A 17,659-nucleotide genomic window follows, 5' to 3' on the forward strand; every position below is an offset into this window, starting at 1 on the left:
TCGGCAAGCGGCCCGCCCAGGCTTTCTTCCAGTGGCCGCTTGCCGATCACCAGCACCTGCCGATCCTGGTCATAAAGCACATCCACCAGGTTGACGAAACGTTGTTGCGCCGCCAGCGAACATTCCGACAAGTCATCCAGCCCATCGATGATCCACTCATCGTACTGCCCGGCCAACACCAGGTAGTCGATAACTGCCGTGGCCTTTTCGCACAGGTCGTCAAAGCCAAGCACAATCCGCCGGCCATCAACGGCCAGCGCGCGCAGCGGGCGCTTGTTCACTTCCAGCATTACCGGCTGCGGCTCGGGCACATTCAACGCCTGGCGCTGCGCTGCGTTGCCCGGCCATACATAATGGCCCCGGGTAAAGCGCTGATGCTCGCGGTTGGCCGGCAGGCTGCGGAAATCGGTATCGCCACTCACTTCCAGCACTTCCATCGCGCTGTTGATCAGGCGGATCACCGGCAGGAAGCGCTCGTGGTACAGCGGGTTGGGCAGCAGCCCTTCAGGTGCATAGTTGGACGTCACCAGCAGGAACACGCCACGGCTGAACAATGCATTGAACAGCCGGGTGAGCAGCATGGCATCGCCAATGTCGTGCACATGGAATTCGTCAAAGCACAGCACCCTGCAATCGCCTACCAGTTCGTCGAGGGTCGCTCCCAATGCGTCGTCCAGCGCCCGGTGGCGGTGCATGCCCTGGTGCAGGCGGGCGAAGAAGTCATGGAAATGCAGACGCAGCTTGGCTTGCACCGGCACGGCCTGGAAAAAGCCATCGAGCAGCCAGCTTTTGCCCCGGCCTACCGAACCGTAAAGGTACAAGCTGCGAGGCTGGCCTTGTTCGAGCTGCGCCAGTTGTTCGGCCATGCAGTGGATCACCCGGCGTTGGCCGTCGCTGAGCTGGTAACCGCGGCTGTGCGCCTTGTCCTCGAACCAGCCGAGCAGTTCACTCTGGTTGGCGGCGGCGCCGCGCAGGCGTTGGCCAAGCTGACGTAGCGAGGTAGGGATCCAGGCAGGCAAAAGCAAAGCTCCTTGGGCGATGGCGGGGCAGTGTGCAGCTTGCCCGAGGGCGGCCATTTTGACCAATACAGAAATTGCGTGGCAATCATCGCCTGACGAGATAGGTTTGCCATGCAGGCGTACAGTAAAGGCTGGCATCGGTTCGAGGAGGGACTAGCATGCACGCCGACCATGATCTACAGCGTTTCGTCGAGGCGCAGAACCCTGTGTATGACCAGGTGATGCAGGAGCTGCAGACCGGGCGCAAGCGCAGCCACTGGATGTGGTACGTGTTCCCGCAGGTCGATGGCCTGGGCCACAGCGCCATGGCCGAACGCTATGCGCTGGCCGGTATCGACGAGGCCCGTGCCTACCTTGCTCATCCGCTGCTTGGCCCACGCCTGGAGGCTTGCGTGACTGCGCTGCTGCAGCACAGCGACAAGAGCGCCCGTGAAATGCTCGGCAGCCCCGACCACCTCAAGTTGCGCTCGTGCCTGACCCTGTTCGCCAAGGCAGCGCCCGGCAACCCGCTGTTCCAGCTGGCGTTGGTGCAGTTCTACGATGGTGAGCCGGACGCCCTGACCCTGGCCATGTTGCAGGGTTGATTCAACCCTTGTGCTCCAGTTGGCGCTCGATCATGTACTTCACTGCCAGCCGACGTTCTTTCAGGCGGCGCAGGTCTTCATCCTCGAAGTTGCCCGCCGAGATCGACTCGGCGGCCAGCACCTGGTTGTCGATGTCCATGTATTCGTCCAGCAGCCGATCCAGTGCCTTGTCCTGCTGACGGCGTTGCTGGACGATTTCGCGCGGGTAGTGCAAGTCCTGATAAAGGTCGTGGGAGACAGGCATGGGGTCCTCCTTGGTCAATACAGATGGCTCATCTGATTGGAAGGGAGGAAAGCGATTGTGTTGAAGCCAAGCGGGCGGAAAACGACGGATGGTCACCATGCCAACCGCAAAAATGACTAACTCGCTGTTTTTTGGTAATTTTTTTTCATCAGGGGGTTCACAGACCCAAAGTTTGTTGTTAAAGTGCCGCGCATTCCAAGACAACAACCCAGTTGTCACTCAGTTGGAATTGTCAGAGCAGCAAGCGCTGCATCCGATACAGGGGCGTCGCCAAGCGGTAAGGCAGCAGGTTTTGATCCTGCCATGCGTTGGTTCGAATCCAGCCGCCCCTGCCATTTTCTTGCTTCAAACGTATCTCGGTCCGGTGCTTGGAAAGACAAGCGCTGGGCTTTGTCGTTTCTGCAGGTTTTGCCAGGGGCTCTGTTCGGTCACCTGGCAGTTCCAAGCATTTCGTTCAGCAAGCGGGCCAGTTCGTCGGCCTGTACCGGCTTCTGGATCACCAGGCTGCCCGGCAGCTCCAACCCCTGCAATTCTGCATAACCGGTAAGAAGCACCACCGGCAGGTGCGGGTACCGCTCGCGTGCCGCTAGTGCCAGTTGCGCACCATTGAACTCGGGCATGGCGAAATCGCTCAGTAGCAGGTCGATCTGCTCATCCAGCAAGGCCAAGGCTTGTTCGCCACTGTGCGCCTGGCGCACCTGGTAGCCGTACTGGCGCAACACATCACCGAGCATGTCCCGTACCAGATGGTCGTCATCCACCAGCAGCACGGTGCGATTACGGCCGCTTTCGCTTATCGAGTGGCTGAGCAGCGATGGCATCGGTTCGTTGACGGCTTCACTTTTGACTGCCGGCAGGTACACGGCCACCTGCGTACCACGCCCCGGCGTGGTGTCGATACGTACGCCACCCCCGGACTGTTTGGCGAAGCCGAACACCTGGGCCAGGCCCAGGCCCGAGCCTTTGCCGATATCCTTGGTGGTGAAGAACGGCTCGAACACCTTGGCCAGCACCTCTTCGCTCATGCCGCAGCCGGTATCGCGGATGCTCAGCATCACGTACTCGCCAGGGTCCGGGTCTTCCGGGCGCTGTGGGCGGGCGTCGATCAGCGTGTTGCGGGTCGACAGCGTCAGTTGGCCGCCGTCGGGCATGGCATCGCGGGCGTTGATCGCCAGGTTGAGAATGATCATTTCGGTCTGGGTCGGGTCTGTCAGCGCCTGCCACAGGGTTGGTTCCAGGTCCAGGCGCACCGAGACATTGCCGCCCAAGGTGCGGCGCAGTAATTCTTCCAGGCCGGCCAAGGTGCTGTTGAGGTTCAGCGCCACCGGCTCCAGGCGCTGGCGACGGGAGAAAGCCAGCAACTGCGAGGTCAGCTTGGCACCGCGCTCGCCGGCTTCGCGAATGTGCGTGAGCCGCGCACGGGCTTTTTCCAGGTCGGCTTTGGCCAGGTCGCGCTCGAGGAAGCTGGCGCCGGTGAGGATTACCGTCAGCAGGTTGTTGAAATCGTGCGCCACACCGGCGGTCAGCTGACCGACCGCTTCCAGCCGCTGCATCTGCTGCAGCGCGGCCTCGATACGTTCGCGTTCGGCGATCTGCTCGCGCAGGCGGGCGTTGGCTTCGGCCAGGCCAAGGGCGGCCTCGCGTTCGCTGGTGATGTCGCGTGCCACCACGTAAAGCAGGGTGTCTTCCGGCACCACCACCCAGGACAACCAGCGCTGCTGGCCACCGGCATCCAGGATACGCCCGACAAAGCGGGCGCTGGTGCGGCCGTGGGCGAGGGCGGCCAGTTCGGTGAGCAGCAGTTCCTGGTCGGGCTCGGGTAGCAGGTGCAGCAAGGACGACTGGCTCAGGCGCTCGCGGGACAAGCCCAGGCTGGCTTCCCAGGCGGGGTTCAGCGCGACTGGGGTCAGGTCCTTGTTGAGCACGGCCAGCAAGTCTTGCGACAGCTCCCAGGCACGGTCGCGTTCGCGAGTGCGGCGCTCGACCCTTTCACCCAGCATCTCGTTGAGCTGACGCAGTGCCTGGTTGGCCAGGCGCTGGGCATGGATGTCCTGCAGCACCCCGGAAAAACGCACGCACTGGTCGTTGACGAACTGGCTCTGGCCGCTGCTGAGCAACCAGCGAGGTTCCAGGCCAGCGGGTTGGGCGATGCGGAACTCTACCCGATACACGCCGCCACTTTCCGGGCACATGGCGTGCTCTACCGCCTCGCGCACCTGCGGCAGGTCGTCAGGGTAGATGCCGGCGTAAAACACGTCGAGGGTCATTTCGGTATCGACAGGCAGGCCGAACAGGGTCTTGCAGCGGTCGTCCCACAACAACAGCCCTTCTTGCGGGCGCATGTCCCAGGTGCCCATGCCAGCAGCATCGATGGCAATGCGTGCACGTGCCTCGACGTCGGCCAGGGCTTCTTCGGCGCGGCGTCGGCGCTGGCGCTCCTGCACTTCGGTCAGGGCCCGGCGTACGGCCTTGGGCAGCAGCGGCAGGTTCTTCTTCAGCACATAATCGGTGGCGCCCAGGCGGATCATTTCCACCGCATGTTCTTCGCCGTAGATACCAGACAGGAAGATGAACGGAATATCCGGTGCCAGGCGCTGGGCAATGGCCAGCACTTCGGTGCCGGACGAGCCCGGCAGCACGCAGTCGCACAGGATCAGGTCATGGCTGGACTCGCGCAGGGCTTGCTCGACACCGGCATGGTCGAACACCAGTTGCGCCTGCACATTCAGCCCGCTGCGTTCCAGGCGCATCAGGGTCAGCTCGGCGTCCATCGAATTGTCTTCGACCATCAGCAGTTTGAGCGGTGTCGGCAGCATCGTCGCAGGCACCTCAGATGCTGCCACGCCGGGTCAGGCGCAGCGAGCCGGGTGGCGGTTCGTTGAGTACCGCCCAGAATATCCCCAGGTCGGAAATGGCGGCGACGAATTCCTTGAACTCCACCGGCTTGACCACGTACGCGTTCACTCCCAGCTCGTAGGCGCGCAGCAGGTCGGGCTCCTCGCGCGAGGACGTCAGCATCACCGTCGGGATGCTGCGCAGCTCGGCGGTGGCGCGCACTTCCTTCAGCACCTCCAGGCCATCGACCTTTGGCAGTTTCAGGTCCAGCAGCAATACGGCGGGGTTGCCATCGTCACGTTCGGCATAGGCATTGCGCCGTAGCAGGTAGTCGAGTGCTTCGGCACCGTCACGCAGCACGATGACCTCGTTGGCCAACTGGCTGCGCTCCAGCGCCAGGAGTGTCAGCTCCAGGTCCCGTGGGTTGTCTTCGACCAGCAGGATGGGTTTGAGCATGGTAGCGGTGCCTCAGGTGTTAGCGGGGTGGCGCGGGAGGGTGAAGTGGAAGGTGGCTCCCTGGCCAACCTTGCCGTGGGCCCAGACCCGGCCGTCATGGCGTTCGATGATACGACGGACACTGGCCAGGCCGATGCCGGTCCCTTCGAAGTCTTCCATGCGGTGCAGGCGCTGGAACACGCCGAACAGTTTGTTCGCGTAGGCCATGTCGAAGCCCACGCCGTTGTCGCGAATGCAGATCTCGGTTTCGCCCGGGTGCTGCACGGCGCTGATGCCGATGCGTGCCGGGGTCCGCCCACGTGTGTATTTGATGGCGTTGGCCAGCAGGTTGTGCAAGGCCATGTTGATGAACGCCGGATCACCGATCACCTTGGGCAACTGGGCGATGTCCCAGACAATTTCGCGGTTTTGGTAGTCGGGCGCAAGTTCGCTGCGAATGGCTTCGACCAGGGCGTTGAGGTCGACTTCGGACAGACGCAGGGCCGAGCGGCCCATTTGCGAGAAGTTGAGCAGGTTGTCGACCAGGCTTCCGGCAAAATGCGCGGCTTCCTCGATGTGTTGCAGAAAACGCCTGCCACGCTCGCTGAGGCCCTGGCCCTCTATTTCGCCGAGCAGTTCGGAGTAACCGGCAATATGGCGCAGGGGCGCGCGCAGGTCATGGGACACGCTGTAGGAAAACGCTTCGAGCTCCTTGTTCGAGCGGCGCAGCTCGCCGGCCAGCTGGGCCAGTTCCTCAGCCTTGCGCAGGACGATGCCGAGCACTGCCGTGCGCAGCTCTTGCACGCCTTCGATGACCAGCGGGTGCCAGGGTTCGCAGTAGCCGCGCAGTTTTTCCTGCCAGCTTTCGAAACTGTGCCGCGGGTCGAGGTTGCCCTGTGGCCCGACCTGTTTGTTCGGCTGCCCGGCCCAGGTCACCGTGCGCACCTGCTCTGGGCGGAACCACAGCAGGTAGTGCGAGTGGATCTGCGAAATGGCCACTGCCAGCACACCGCCGGCATGGGCCGCGAGCTCGGGCAGTTCATCAATGTCGCGGCGCAGGTTGTCGCTGTGGAACACGCTGTCTTCACCACGCTGGGATAGCCAGTGCACCAAGGCGTTTACCTGCGCGGCCGGAGGGGTCTTGCCGATCAGATCGCAACGCTCGGCGGAAATGACTGCGGCACCTTGGGCGCCAGCGAAGGCCAGCAGTACTTCGGGCAAGTCGCGCAGGCCGTCGCCGACACTGTCATGGTCGGCCATGGACGAGATCATGCGCACGATGTGTTGGCGCAGTTCCAGCAACTGGCGAGTGTTGGCGTGGGACTCGCGCGACTCGATCTGCAGCGACAGCACACTGGCCAGCAGTTCGCAGGCAGTACGGGTGCGCAGGTCCACCGGGCGCGGCTGTTCATGGTGGCAGGACACCAGCCCCCAGAGTTGCCCGTCGACCACGATCGACAGCGACATCGATGCCAAGGTACCCATGTTACGCATGTACTGCAGGTGCACTGGCGACACGCTGCGCAGTGCGGCAAAGCTCAGGTCCAGCGGCTTGCCGGTGCGCGGGTTGGCAGCGGGCAGCAACGGCGAGGCCTGGTAGTTGGCGTCCTCGATCACGCGGATGCGGTTGATTCGGTACAGTTCGCGCGCCTGGCGCGGTATGTCCGAAGCGGGGAAACACAGGCCCAGGTAGCTCGGGTACCCCGGGTCGGCCACCTCGGCCAGCACCTGGCCGTTGCCTTCGGCATCGAAGCGGTAGGCCTTGACCCGGCCGAAGCCGGTGATGCGCTTGAGTTGCAGCACGGTTTGCTGCAGCAGTTCCTCGAGGCTGCCGGCTTGGTGCAGGCGGCCCACGAAGCTGCGCACCAGTGGGTAGTAGTCGCCTTGCCCGGCAAGATCCGCTGGCAGGCGAGGGGGTTCGAATTCGGCGATCAACACCTGGTCGTGGCGATGCACCAGCAGGTGCAGATTGCCGCGGTAAGGCGCGCCCTGGCGCAGGAAGACATCGCTGATGTGGAACGGAAAGACCTCATCCTCTGGCAGGCGGGCCAGGTGCAGGCGCAGGTCGAAGGCACCGCTGACCAGTTCGGCGAAGTCGCAACCGGCCAGTTCAGTGGCCGGTATGCCAAGCCAATGCTCGATATTTTCACTGGCCTGGAGTACGCGCATTTCGGTTTCGTCCAGCACCAGCAGGAAGCCGTGGGGCTGGATGCTGCCAGGCAGCTGGATCGGTTCCTGGGCACAGCGCTCGAGGGCTTGGGTGAGCGTGCTGTCTGCAATCATCTATGAAAACGCTCCTGTCGTGTCCTTCCATGCATGCCGCATGAGTCTAGGCAGGATGAAAGGGATACACCCTAACAGAATATCGGCCCGGATAACGGCCTTTGGCCATTTGAGGAGAATGCCGGCGATGCGTTCTGTGTCGTGCGGCTTTTTTTTCAGGTGGTAGCGCTTTTTGGCTAATACAAAAAAATGGCTCGATGCCAGCAGCGTGATGCCACTCCGCTGCTACGCTCAGGTCAGCAGACATCGACAAGGATAATTAGGTGACAGAGCGCTACCTGGCCGCCCTGTTGGGCCTCATGTTGAGTAGCAGTGTCATGGCGGCGGACTTCCTGGTGGAGGTACGGGTGCTGGTGCAGCGTGGCTGCATGCTGGTCAACCAGCCCCGCGATGCCGGGGCGCAGGCGCTTGGGAGCATCGGCCTGGGCGCTGCTGCACGGCTGGATGGTCCTGGCGCGCCGCTCACCGGCGCACTGTTGAGCCGGCGCCCGCCACGCCTGGAATGCAACCCCGGCACCCCCTATCAGGTTCGCGTCGACGGCGGCCAGCATGGCGGCGTCGGCGAGCTGCGCTTTCTGGCCAGTGACGATGACACGGCTCGGCTCATCCCGTATCGCCTGTACCGCGATGCTGCCTGGCGCGAACCGCTGGCGGTGAATGTGGCGCATTCGGCGCGGGTGCCAAACAGCGGTTCGGTCGAGCTGCCGTTGTATGCACGGATCGACAAGCTGGCCTGGATACCACCTGCAGGCCTGTACGCCGACCTGCTCAAAGTCACCGTCAGCTGGTAGGGATGCCACCATGCACAAGGACGCGACGCCATGAACCGTACCTCGATCCTGCTGCTTTCCCTCGGCCCGCTGCTGGTGCCCGGCGGTGCCGCGCATGGCACCAGTACCGGTTTCATCCAGGCGCGGCTGGTGATCAGCACCGCTTGCCAGATCAGCAGCAACGAGACGCAACCGGCGACGGTGGGTAACCCCGGGGTGATGGACTTCGGCGAGCGCGGTCCGTATTGGGACCAGCCGCTGCGCAGCCGGGTTGATGATGTGAGCGGCGAGGGTAGCCTGCAGATCAGCTGCACGCCCGAAGTGCGTGCGTTCAACGTGCGCATCAACGGCGGCCTGAATGGCAGCGACGGCATACGGCGGTTGAGCAATGGCCGCGAGCTGATCCCCTATCAACTGGCGATCGACCCAGGCGGTAACAGCCGCTACGGCATCGGCCAGGCACGTGCCTTCACCATCAGCAGTACCCGGCAGATACCGATCCCCATCTACGGTGTGGTAGTGGCGCAACCGCGCGCGCTGCCGGCCGGCCTTTACCGTGACACCCTGAGGGTGACCCTGGACTGGTAACAACGCAAGGAGACTTCGATGAGAACGAACCTTTCACGCTGCATCCTCACCGGCCTTGGGCTGATGCTGGCTTCCCAGGCCCAGGCCGCAACGACCGGGACCATCGACTCGAAGCTGACCTTGACCGCAGCGTGCCAGGTCAATGGCAGCTCGGGCACTTCTGGGGTGAACTTCGGTGCCCTGGACTTCGGTACTCGCGATGCCCTGTTCACCAGCGCGGACGCCCAGGTGATCGGCGGCGGCGGAGGGGCGATCAGCATTCTCTGCTCGGCTGGCACGGTACCGGTGATCCGCGTGGGGGCAGGCGTCCACGATGGCCAGTCGGCCGGGGGCAGCCGTGCGCTGGCGGATGGCGCCGGCAACTTCGTGCCGTATGATTTCTATACCGATGCCGGGCGCACGCAGGTGTTGGCCATCAACGGCACCATCACCTTGCCGACCAGCAGCGGTACGGCACAGATCGTCAACCTGTATGGCCAGGCGCGCGGCAAGGCCGGCCTGCCGGCAGGGGTATACACCGACACAGTGTCCGTCGAACTGTCGTTCTGAGCCATGCGTAGCTGGCTGGCATGTGGCCTGAGTGGCCTCGGCGTGCTGCTGGCCGCGCCTCTGGATGCGGCGACCACCAGCAGCTTCATGGTGACGGCGCAGATCGTCGCCGGGTGCCTGGTGGTGGGCGGCGTGAGCAGCTACGGGACGCTCGACTACGGCTCGCAATCGGCCCTGGCCACTGGGGGCCTCGACACCTCGTTGGGCGGCACCACGGTGACCTTTCAGTGCACCCCGGGGGTGGCGTTGAGCATGAGCGTTGATGGCGGGCAGAACAGTGCCAGTGGCACACGCAACCTCAAGCGCACGGGCGGCACACAGGTGCTGGCCTACCAGTTGTACCGGGACGCGGCATACAGCCAGAGCCTGGGGATCGGCCAGAGCGTGGCCGTGAGCTACACCGACCCGACGGCGATAAAGCTGCCGGTGTACGGGCGGGTCCAGCTGACCGGCACGTTGCCGGCAGGGACCTACACCGATGTGGTGCAAGTGACGGTGACCTGGTGAATGCATCGGCACCAACGACCAGTATCCAAGGAGAGCTTCATGGGGGCAGGCGCGAAGTGGGCGCGTGGGTTGATCGGAGTATTGTGGCTGGCGAGCCTGCCAGCCGGGGCGGCCACCTCGGTGCTGATCTGGCCGATCGACCCGGTGCTGGAGGCTGACCAGAAGGCTGGCGCACTGTGGCTGGAAAACCGCGGTACCGCACCGGCCAACCTGCAGGTGCGGGTGTTCGCCTGGCGCCAGGGTGACTACCAGGAACAGTACCAGGCACAGCGCGAAATCATTGGCAGCCCGCCGGTGGCCAACATCGCCCCCGGGCAGAAGCAACTGATTCGCCTGACCCGCACCAGCCCCTCGCCAGTCGGACAGGAGCAGGCCTATCGCATCATCATCGACGAAATCCCGCCCGCCATCCCAGTCGACAAGGCCGAGCCCGGCACTACCGCGGCGATCCGCCTGCAGATGCGCTACTCGGTACCCCTGTTCGTCTACGGCGAAGGCCTGTGGGGCAAAGCCGATCCCGAGGGCAAGCGCAATGCCGAGGGCGTCGGCAAGCCGCAACTCAGCTGGCGTGCGGTGACCGTGCAGGGCAAACCGTACGTGGAGCTGCGCAACACCGGCGCGGTGCATGCACGGCTGACCGATGTGGTGGTGCAGCAGGGCAGCCAGAGCAAGCCACTGGCCGACGGCCTGCTGGGTTATGTGCTGCCGGGGGCCAGCATGCGCTGGCCGGCACCGTTGGCACCGAACGCCGGCAGTGTGCTGAAAGGGAGGGTAAACGGCCAGAGCAGCGCGGACGCCATCCGCCAAAGCCAATGAGCCTGCGCCTGAATGCCGCGCAGGGGCCAGGGAGGACCCGGCAATGGTTGGAAACCGTGTGTGAGGTGGCTGACAGCGAGGACGCATCGCTGGTGCCTGGGGCTTGCCCTGGTCGGCCCTGGCCTGGTGCTGGGCGACGACCTGCCACCACCACCTACGGAGCTGTCCGCCATCGCCGATGCCACGTTGTACCTCGAACTGCTGGTGAACCAGATGCCCAAGGCTGAGCTGGTGCCGGTGCAGCAGCGCGCCGGGCAGTTGTACATCGACAGCGAAGTGTTGCGGGCGGCCGGTGTCTCGCTGCCGGGCAACCCGCAGGGCGAGGTGGCGCTGGAGGCCATCGGGGGGATGCATGCCGACTATGACAGCCAGAACCAGCGCCTGCTGCTGCAAGTGCCGCCGGCCTGGCTGCCCGACCAGCAGCTGGGCGACCGCAACCTGTACCCGGCCAGCGATGCGCGCAGCAGTTTCGGCGCCTTGTTCAACTACGACCTGTACCTGAACGACACCGATGACGGCGGCAGCTACCTGGCGGCCTGGAACGAACTGCGCCTGTTCGACAGCTGGGGTACGTTCTCCAGCACCGGGCAGTGGCGCCAGTCGTTCAATGGTGCGCCGACCGATGACCTGCGCCAGGGCTTCTTGCGCTACGACACCACCTGGCGCTTCACCGACGAGCAGCGCCTGCTGACCTACGAAGCCGGGGACCTTGTGACCGGGGCCTTGCCCTGGACCAGCTCGGTGCGGGTTGGCGGCCTGCAGGTATCGCGCGATTTCGCTGCGCGCCCCGACCTGGTCACCTATCCGCTGCCGGCGTTCTCCGGTGAAGCGGCGGTACCGACTTCGCTGGACCTGTTCATCAATGGCTACAAGTCCAGCACCAGCGAATTGCAGCCGGGCCCCTACACGTTGACCAACGTGCCGTTCATCAACGGCGCCGGGGAGGCGGTGGTGGTCACCACCGACGCCCTTGGCCGGCAGGTGTCGACCACCTTGCCGTTCTACGTCACCAGCAGCCTGCTGCAGCAGGGCCTGACGGACTATTCGGTAGCGGCCGGCAGCCTGCGCCGTGACTACGGGGTACGCGATTTTGCCTACGGCCCCGGGATTGCCTCGGCCAGCCTGCGCTACGGGGTCAGCGACCTCTTCACCCTGGAGACCCATGCCGAAAGCGCCGAATCGCTGATGCTGGGCGGTCTGGGCGGCAACATGCGGCTGGGCAACTTCGGCGTGCTCAACGCGGCCCTGGCGCAGAGCCGGTTCGACGGCGACAAGGGCCACCAGGTCGCCCTCGGCTACCAGTACAACAGCCAGCGCATCGGTTTCAGCTACCAGCGCCTGCAACGCCATGGCGACTATGCCGATCTGACCCGGGTCGACAGCCGCGACATACAGCTGAGCCAGCGCAGCGAACAGGTCACGTTGAGCCTGAACCTGAACGAATACGGCAACATTGGCGCCGGCTATTTCGATGTGCGCGCCGGTGACGGCACACGTACGCGGCTGATCAACCTGAGCTACAGCAGGCCGCTGTGGGGCAACAGCAGCGTGTATCTGTCGGCCAACCGTGAAGTGGGGGACAGCCGGTGGGCGGTGCAGGCGCAACTGGTGATCCCGTTCGACCTGCACGGTACCTTGGCCCTGGGCATGGAACGCAGCCAGCAAGGCGAAACCCTGCAGCGGGTCAACTACAGCCGCGCGACGCCAGTGGGTGGTGGTGTCGGTTACAACCTCGGCTACGCCGCCGGTAGCGAGCGCGACGCCTACCGCCAGGCCGATGCCACCTGGCGCCTGCAGTCGGTGCAGTTGCAGGCCGGTGTGTATGGCAGCAGTGGCGAAATGACCCGCTGGGCCGACGCCAGTGGCTCGCTGGTGTGGATGGATGCCGGGCTGTTCGCTGCCAACCGCATCGACGATGCCTTCGTGGTGGTCAGCACCGGTGGTTACGCCGATGTGCCGGTGCGCTATGAAAACCAGGAGGTCGGCCGCACCGATGCCGATGGCCACCTGCTGGTGCCGTACAGCAGCGGTTACTACCGCGGCAAGTACGAGATCGACCCCATGGACTTGCCGCCGGATATCCTCGCACCGGAAGTGGAGCAGCGGGTGGCGGTACGCCGGGGCAGTGGCTACTTGCTGGAGTTCCCGCTCAGGCGTGTGCTGGCGGCCAGTATCGAACTGGTGGACACCGACCGGCAGGTACTCAAGCTGGGCAGCCGTGTCACCCATGCAGAAAGCGGCAGCCAGGCGGTGGTCGGCTGGGATGGCCTGGTGTATCTGGAGAACCTGGCGCCGCATAACCGCCTGCAGGTGGAACTGGAAGGCGGCGGGAAGTGCCAGGTGGCGTTCGACCTGCCTGAGTCGCAAGGCTCGATCCCCTTGATCGGCCCGTTGGTATGCAAATGAAGGCCTGCTGGCGTGGTTTATGGGCAAGTGCCTTGTTGGTGTGGGCAGGCTCGGGCTGGGCCAAGTGCACGTCAGTGGTAACTGCGCCGGCGGCGTTTGGTTCGCTCAGTTCGACCCAGGTACGTAGCACGGTACAGACGGCCTCCAGCACCAACTCGGGCCTGCAATGCAACGGCTCGGTGATCAGCGTGCTCAGTAGTACCGACTCCTTCAAGATCAAGATCACCTCTACCACCAGCGGGCTGGTAGGGCCTACCGGGGATGTGATCCCCTACACGCTGTATGCCGACGCCACAACCACCTATCCGATTACCCGTGGCACCGCCTTCGAATTCAGGACCACCGGCATCCTCGACCTGCTCGGGTTGCTCAACGGTACACCGAAGAACGTGCCCATCTACATGCGCACGCAGGTAGGCAGCAATGTATCGGCGGGGCTGTATCAGGAAACCCTCACCGTCGAGTGGACCTGGGACTATTGCGACGGGATTGGTGTTGGCGGGCTTTGCATAGGGCGAGACCAGGGCACCGGTACCAAGACCCTGCTGGTGAGCATGACGGTGACCAACGACTGCCAGATCACCACACCCAGTATCAACTTCGCCAGCGCGCCAGTGGTGGCGGGGTTCGGTACGGTAAGCCAGAGCCTGAGTGTGTCGTGCACCAAGGGCAGCAACTACACCGTGGGCCTGGACGACGGGCAGAACGTGGCCAATGGTCGGCGGCGGATGAAGTCGGCGGCCAACAACTACCTGGCCTATGACATTTTCAAGGGCGCCGGTGCGGTGCGCTGGGGTTCGGTAGGGGCTGCACGACGGGCCAGTACCGATGCCGATGTGAACCCCGGCACGGGTACCGGCACCGGTAGCCAGGTGTTCAACTACAACGCCAAGGTCTACACCGACCAGGCTACACCCCCGGCTGGGAGCTATACCGACAGCGTGCTTCTGGATGTGCAGTTCTGAGCGCAGGGACCTGGTGGGGGCGGCGGTCCGCGTAACCTGTGGGAGCGGCTTTAGCCGCAAAGAATCCAACGCGGTGTGTGGCACCGGCTACGCCGGCGTTCGCGGCTAAAGCCGCTCCCACAGGGTGCCTGCTAATTCCATGAGTCATGTGCAGTCCTGTGAGAGCCGGCTTGCCGGCGATGGGCCGTTTCACTCAGCGCAAATCGCCAACCATCTTCGCCAATGTCTCCAGCACCGCCCCGGCCAACGCTTTCGAGCGTGCTCCCGACCACCCGGTGACAGCATCCGGCGCGTCGTCATGGTCCTTGAACGGCATTTCCAGGGTCAGCGACAGGCAGTCATGCGCCATCCCCACCGCATTGCAGGCCAGCGTCGTGTTGGCCTGCCCCGGTTCGTCGCGGGTGTAGCCATGCACGGTCTGGAAGTCGCGGGTCAGGCTGCACAGGGTGCTGCGGAACTGCTCTTCCAGTTTGGCCAGCCGCGGCGTGTAGCCGGGGTTGCCCTCGCAGGCTGCGGTGAACACGTGGGGAATCTCCTCGTCGCCATGCACGTCGATGAACGCATCCACCCCGTATTGCTTCATCTGCGCCTGGGCGAAGAACACCTCGGGGCTGAACTCGACGCTGGCGTCCTGCCAGGCACGGTTGAGGTCCTTGCCCTTGAAATTGGTGCGCAGGTGGCCGAGGAAGGCGCCGTCGGGGTTCATGTTGGGGATCAGGTACAGGTCGGCCTTGGCCAGCAACTGCTGTATGACCGCGTCGTTGGCCTGCAGGCGGTCGATCACGCCCTCCATGAACCATTCGGCCATGTGTTCGCCCGGGTGCTGCTGGGCAATCAGCCACAGCTTGCGCTTGCCTGCGGCACCATCACCGGCACGTAGCAGGGGAATGTCGCGGCCCTGCACGCTGCGGCCACTGGCGAGCAATTCCACCCCCGGCAGTTGCCGTGCACGCTCGATCAACTGGTTGTGGCGGGCGCGCGGGTAGGGCTCGAAGTAGGCGAACCAGATGTGCGGCTGTTCGGCCTTCACCTCGAACGACAGCGCCGTGCCGTCGAACTGGCTGGGGACGCGGAACCAGGTTTGCTGGTCATAGGACGCCACGGCGTTGTAGCCGCTCCAGGCGTTCTTGTAGGAAGAGCCGGAGGCGTTGTCGAGGCTGAAGCGATGGACCTGGCCCGGCGTCAGCCCGCTGACTTTGAAGTGGAACCACTGGTAGTGGTCGCTGTGGGTGTCCGGGCGGATGGCCAGGTGCACCCGGGCCGGGTTGCTGGCATCCAGTACCTGGATGTTGCCGGAGTCGAAATCGCAGTCGATCTGCAGGGGGGACAGCGTCACGGTCATGTACCGGGCTCCTTCTGGGGCTTTGTTGTGAGGGTACTGTACACGGCTTGACAGGGTTGCTGTGCGGGATCAGCAACGCGTGGGCGATATCATATGTTTCCTACAGGCTATTTGAAGAACTGACTCGGCGTGATGCCGAACTGGCGCTTGAACATACTGGCGAAGGCACTGGGGCTGTCATACCCCAGCGTCCCCGCCACATCGATGATCCGCTCGCCCAGGGCAATCCGCTCCAGTGCCTGCATCAGCCGCGCCTGCTGGCGCCACTGGCCGAAGGTCATGCCGGTTTCCTTGCGGAACAGGCGTTGGATGGTCTTTTCGTCGACCCCCAGCTGCTGGCCCCAGTCGGCCACGGTAGCGTTATCGTCAGGCCGCTGGTGCAATGCCGAGCAGATCGCCTGCAGGCGCTTGTCGCGGGGCTGCGACAGCTTCAATGGCATGGTCGGCAGCACGCAGATCTCGTCGAGGATCAGGCGCATCACCCGGGCTTCGCGCGAGTCTTCGGCAAACGGCGCGGTAAAGCCTACGGAAGCCTTGATCAATTCGCTGAGCAACGGCGAGATGCTGATAGCCTTGCTCTGCACGGGCAACTGCACTGCCGCGTCGGTGCGCACGAACACACTGCGCATCTTCACATCGCCCACGCAGCGTATAGCGTGCACCTGGCCGCAGGGCATCCATACGCCGCGGCTGGGGGGCACGGTCCAGCGTTCGTTACCGGACTCGACGATCATCAGGCCTTTTATGGCATAGATCAGTTGGTGCTTGGCATGGCTGTGGGGCTCGATGAACCAGTCGGTCGGGTAGTCCGTCGCACGGCTGCCCACCTCCCAGCTCCACTCATCCACTTCCACCAGCAATTCGTGCTGCGGCTTCAGCATTTCGACCTCTTGTACGGGCAGCCTGGCATGCCCACTTTAACAGCAGCGGCTGGGGCGGGCTTGCGAGCGGGTTGCCGGCAGCAGCGCGGTGGCCAACCCCAGCAGCGGCAGGAACGAGATGATCTGGTACACCCACTCGATGCCATGCCGGTCGGCCAGTTCGCCAAGCCCGGCAGCGCCGATGCCGCTGATACCGAACATCAACCCGAACATCACCCCCGACACCATGCCGACCCGGCCCGGCACGGCCTCCTGGGCATACACCACCAGGGCAGCGAAGGCCGAGGACATCACCAGGCCGATGGCCACCGCCAGTACCGCCGTCCAGGCCAGGTTGGCGTAAGGCAAGGCGAGGGCGAAGGGCGCCACGCCGAGGAACGAGACCCAGATCACTGCCTTGCGCCCGATACGGTCACCCACCGGGCCACCGGCGAAGGTGCCCAGGGCCACGGCCACGAGGAACACGAACAGGTACAGCTGGCTGTGCTGCACGCTCAGGCCGAAATGCTCGATCAGGTAGAAGGTGAAGTAGTTGGTGAACGAGGCGATGTAGACGAACTTGGCGAACATCAGCACAGCGATCACCGCCACGGCGCGCCACATGGCGCCACGCGACAGGCCGGGGGCCTGCTGGCCGGCGAAGGTCTTGAGCCGGGTCTGGCCGTGGCGCACGGTCCAGCCGGTCACCCGCAACAGCACGAACACCGCCAGCGCGGCCGCCAGCATGAACCAGGCAATGGCCGGTTGGCCGTGTGGGATGACGATGGCAGCGGTCAGCAGCGGGCCGAGGGCCGAGCCAGTGTTGCCACCTACCTGGAAAGTCGATTGCGCGGTGCCGAAGCGCCCACCGGAGGCCATCCTGGCCACTCGCGAGGCTTCGGGGTGGAAGGTCGCCGAGCCCACCCCGACTACCGCCGCGGCTACCAGCAGCATTTCATAGCTGCTGGCGAAGGCGAGCAGGGCGATGCCCACCAGCGTCACCAGCATGCCAGCCGGCAGCAGGTAGGGTTGCGGGTGCTTGTCGGTGTACAGGCCGACCCAGGGTTGCAGCAGGGACGCGGTCACCTGGTAGATCAGGGCGATCCAGCCGATCTGGGCAAAGCTCAGCGCGAAATCGCTCTTGAGCATCGGGTAGATGGATGGCAGCACGGCCTGGATCAGGTCGTTGAGCAGGTGGGCGAATGCGGCGGCGCCGACGATGCGGACCAGAAAGCCCTGGGGTTGGTCGGCAGGCGTGGTGGCGGCCATGGAGGCGGTGGAGGTCGTCATGGGCGATCTTCTTCTGGCGAAAGGGAACAAGGCATTTGCCGAAGAAGGGTAGCCAGGGCCCGGTTTGCCTGTCTCACGCCGAACAGGCAGCTACTGTCGCGTTTCGGACATTCCGGGCCTGACGCCCTGAATTCGCAAGCGGTCCGCGTACCCTGTGGGAGCGGGT

The 17,659-nt window shown here is 64.3% G+C and carries 16 protein-coding genes and 1 tRNA gene; 9 read left to right on the forward strand and 8 right to left on the reverse strand.

What is annotated here, in order from left to right; genetic code table 11:
• Positions 1–1,019 (reverse strand): cell division protein ZapE (gene zapE / locus ACK1U9_RS10775; protein WP_449109887.1); only part of this gene is annotated, 1,019 nt, incomplete at its 3' end.
• Positions 1,020–1,177: 158 nt separating this feature from the next.
• Between zapE and ACK1U9_RS10780 the strand changes: the two genes are divergently transcribed.
• Positions 1,178–1,603 carry a DUF1810 domain-containing protein gene (locus tag ACK1U9_RS10780; RefSeq protein ID WP_046615722.1) on the forward strand — a complete coding sequence of 142 codons (426 nt, stop codon included), beginning with the start codon at positions 1,178–1,180 and terminating at the stop codon, positions 1,601–1,603.
• A 1-nt stretch (position 1,604) separates the two neighbouring features.
• Here ACK1U9_RS10780 and ACK1U9_RS10785 read toward each other — a convergent pair whose 3' ends face one another.
• The gene (locus ACK1U9_RS10785; protein WP_046615721.1) at positions 1,605–1,847 is read right to left on the reverse strand and encodes a DUF465 domain-containing protein; all 243 of its coding nucleotides are present in this window, start codon (positions 1,845–1,847) and stop codon (positions 1,605–1,607) included.
• A 260-nt stretch (positions 1,848–2,107) separates the two neighbouring features.
• Between ACK1U9_RS10785 and ACK1U9_RS10790 the strand changes: the two genes are divergently transcribed.
• Positions 2,108–2,182: transfer RNA gene (locus ACK1U9_RS10790), tRNA-Gln, on the forward strand.
• Positions 2,183–2,275: 93 nt separating this feature from the next.
• On the opposite strand, the gene ACK1U9_RS10795 is transcribed toward ACK1U9_RS10790, so the two are convergent.
• The 3 genes from ACK1U9_RS10795 to ACK1U9_RS10805 are packed head-to-tail and all read right to left on the reverse strand — an operon-like array spanning position 2,276 to position 7,400.
• Positions 2,276–4,663 (reverse strand): response regulator, encoded by a 2,388-nt coding sequence (locus ACK1U9_RS10795; protein WP_108480330.1) that lies wholly within the window; start codon positions 4,661–4,663, stop codon positions 2,276–2,278.
• A gap of 13 nt (positions 4,664–4,676) precedes the next feature.
• The gene (locus ACK1U9_RS10800; RefSeq protein ID WP_046615719.1) at positions 4,677–5,138 is read right to left on the reverse strand and encodes a response regulator; all 462 of its coding nucleotides are present in this window, start codon (positions 5,136–5,138) and stop codon (positions 4,677–4,679) included.
• Positions 5,139–5,150: 12 nt separating this feature from the next.
• Positions 5,151–7,400: an ATP-binding protein gene (locus tag ACK1U9_RS10805; protein ID WP_108480331.1), complete on the reverse strand. Its 2,250-nt coding sequence runs from the start codon at positions 7,398–7,400 to the stop codon at positions 5,151–5,153.
• A gap of 263 nt (positions 7,401–7,663) precedes the next feature.
• Between ACK1U9_RS10805 and ACK1U9_RS10810 the strand changes: the two genes are divergently transcribed.
• The 7 genes from ACK1U9_RS10810 to ACK1U9_RS10840 all read left to right on the forward strand — a co-directional run bounded on the left by ACK1U9_RS10810 (position 7,664) and on the right by ACK1U9_RS10840 (position 14,001).
• The gene (locus ACK1U9_RS10810) at positions 7,664–8,191 is read left to right on the forward strand and encodes a Csu type fimbrial protein (protein ID WP_046615717.1); all 528 of its coding nucleotides are present in this window, start codon (positions 7,664–7,666) and stop codon (positions 8,189–8,191) included.
• A 30-nt stretch (positions 8,192–8,221) separates the two neighbouring features.
• Positions 8,222–8,758 carry a Csu type fimbrial protein gene (locus ACK1U9_RS10815; RefSeq protein WP_046615716.1) on the forward strand — a complete coding sequence of 179 codons (537 nt, stop codon included), beginning with the start codon at positions 8,222–8,224 and terminating at the stop codon, positions 8,756–8,758.
• 18 nt (positions 8,759–8,776) lie between these two features.
• On the forward strand, positions 8,777–9,307 hold the full coding sequence (locus tag ACK1U9_RS10820; protein WP_108480332.1) for a Csu type fimbrial protein: 531 nt from the start codon (positions 8,777–8,779) through the stop codon (positions 9,305–9,307).
• A gap of 3 nt (positions 9,308–9,310) precedes the next feature.
• On the forward strand, positions 9,311–9,814 hold the full coding sequence (locus ACK1U9_RS10825; protein ID WP_085600230.1) for a Csu type fimbrial protein: 504 nt from the start codon (positions 9,311–9,313) through the stop codon (positions 9,812–9,814).
• Positions 9,815–9,853: 39 nt separating this feature from the next.
• Complete coding sequence (locus tag ACK1U9_RS10830; protein ID WP_046615713.1) at positions 9,854–10,630, forward strand: fimbrial biogenesis chaperone; 777 nt, start codon at positions 9,854–9,856, stop codon at positions 10,628–10,630.
• 108 nt (positions 10,631–10,738) lie between these two features.
• Positions 10,739–13,036 carry a fimbria/pilus outer membrane usher protein gene (locus tag ACK1U9_RS10835; RefSeq protein WP_449109903.1) on the forward strand — a complete coding sequence of 766 codons (2,298 nt, stop codon included), beginning with the start codon at positions 10,739–10,741 and terminating at the stop codon, positions 13,034–13,036.
• Complete coding sequence (locus ACK1U9_RS10840) at positions 13,033–14,001, forward strand: Csu type fimbrial protein (RefSeq protein WP_046615712.1); 969 nt, start codon at positions 13,033–13,035, stop codon at positions 13,999–14,001. The genes ACK1U9_RS10835 and ACK1U9_RS10840 overlap by 4 nt, the downstream gene beginning before the upstream one ends.
• Before the next feature lie 193 nt (positions 14,002–14,194).
• Here ACK1U9_RS10840 and ACK1U9_RS10845 read toward each other — a convergent pair whose 3' ends face one another.
• The 3 genes from ACK1U9_RS10845 to ACK1U9_RS10855 all read right to left on the reverse strand — a co-directional run bounded on the left by ACK1U9_RS10845 (position 14,195) and on the right by ACK1U9_RS10855 (position 17,493).
• The gene (locus ACK1U9_RS10845; protein ID WP_085600235.1) at positions 14,195–15,343 is read right to left on the reverse strand and encodes a M14 family metallopeptidase; all 1,149 of its coding nucleotides are present in this window, start codon (positions 15,341–15,343) and stop codon (positions 14,195–14,197) included.
• A gap of 107 nt (positions 15,344–15,450) precedes the next feature.
• Complete coding sequence (locus ACK1U9_RS10850) at positions 15,451–16,224, reverse strand: AraC family transcriptional regulator (RefSeq protein ID WP_085600237.1); 774 nt, start codon at positions 16,222–16,224, stop codon at positions 15,451–15,453.
• A gap of 36 nt (positions 16,225–16,260) precedes the next feature.
• A complete protein-coding gene (locus ACK1U9_RS10855) occupies positions 16,261–17,493 on the reverse strand; it encodes an MFS transporter (RefSeq protein WP_046615709.1) in 1,233 nt (410 codons plus the stop codon).
• Positions 17,494–17,659 lie beyond the last annotated feature (166 nt).

Source organism: Pseudomonas sp. XP1, from assembly GCF_053557675.1.

Bases quoted from the DNA above. Each gene is read 5' to 3' on its own strand.
- ACK1U9_RS10855 (WP_046615709.1), bottom strand. From the start codon at position 17,493: ATGACGACCTCCACCGCCTCCATGGCCGCCACCACGCCTGCCGACCAA.
- ACK1U9_RS10815 (WP_046615716.1), top strand. From the start codon at position 8,222: ATGAACCGTACCTCGATCCTGCTGCTTTCCCTCGGCCCGCTGCTGGTG.
- ACK1U9_RS10850 (WP_085600237.1), bottom strand. From the start codon at position 16,224: ATGCTGAAGCCGCAGCACGAATTGCTGGTGGAAGTGGATGAGTGGAGC.
- ACK1U9_RS10795 (WP_108480330.1), bottom strand. From the start codon at position 4,663: ATGCTGCCGACACCGCTCAAACTGCTGATGGTCGAAGACAATTCGATG.
- ACK1U9_RS10805 (WP_108480331.1), bottom strand. From the start codon at position 7,400: ATGATTGCAGACAGCACGCTCACCCAAGCCCTCGAGCGCTGTGCCCAG.
- ACK1U9_RS10780 (WP_046615722.1), top strand. From the start codon at position 1,178: ATGCACGCCGACCATGATCTACAGCGTTTCGTCGAGGCGCAGAACCCT.
- ACK1U9_RS10830 (WP_046615713.1), top strand. From the start codon at position 9,854: ATGGGGGCAGGCGCGAAGTGGGCGCGTGGGTTGATCGGAGTATTGTGG.
- ACK1U9_RS10785 (WP_046615721.1), bottom strand. From the start codon at position 1,847: ATGCCTGTCTCCCACGACCTTTATCAGGACTTGCACTACCCGCGCGAA.
- ACK1U9_RS10825 (WP_085600230.1), top strand. From the start codon at position 9,311: ATGCGTAGCTGGCTGGCATGTGGCCTGAGTGGCCTCGGCGTGCTGCTG.
- ACK1U9_RS10800 (WP_046615719.1), bottom strand. From the start codon at position 5,138: ATGCTCAAACCCATCCTGCTGGTCGAAGACAACCCACGGGACCTGGAG.
- ACK1U9_RS10840 (WP_046615712.1), top strand. From the start codon at position 13,033: ATGAAGGCCTGCTGGCGTGGTTTATGGGCAAGTGCCTTGTTGGTGTGG.
- ACK1U9_RS10845 (WP_085600235.1), bottom strand. From the start codon at position 15,343: ATGACCGTGACGCTGTCCCCCCTGCAGATCGACTGCGATTTCGACTCC.
- ACK1U9_RS10820 (WP_108480332.1), top strand. From the start codon at position 8,777: ATGAGAACGAACCTTTCACGCTGCATCCTCACCGGCCTTGGGCTGATG.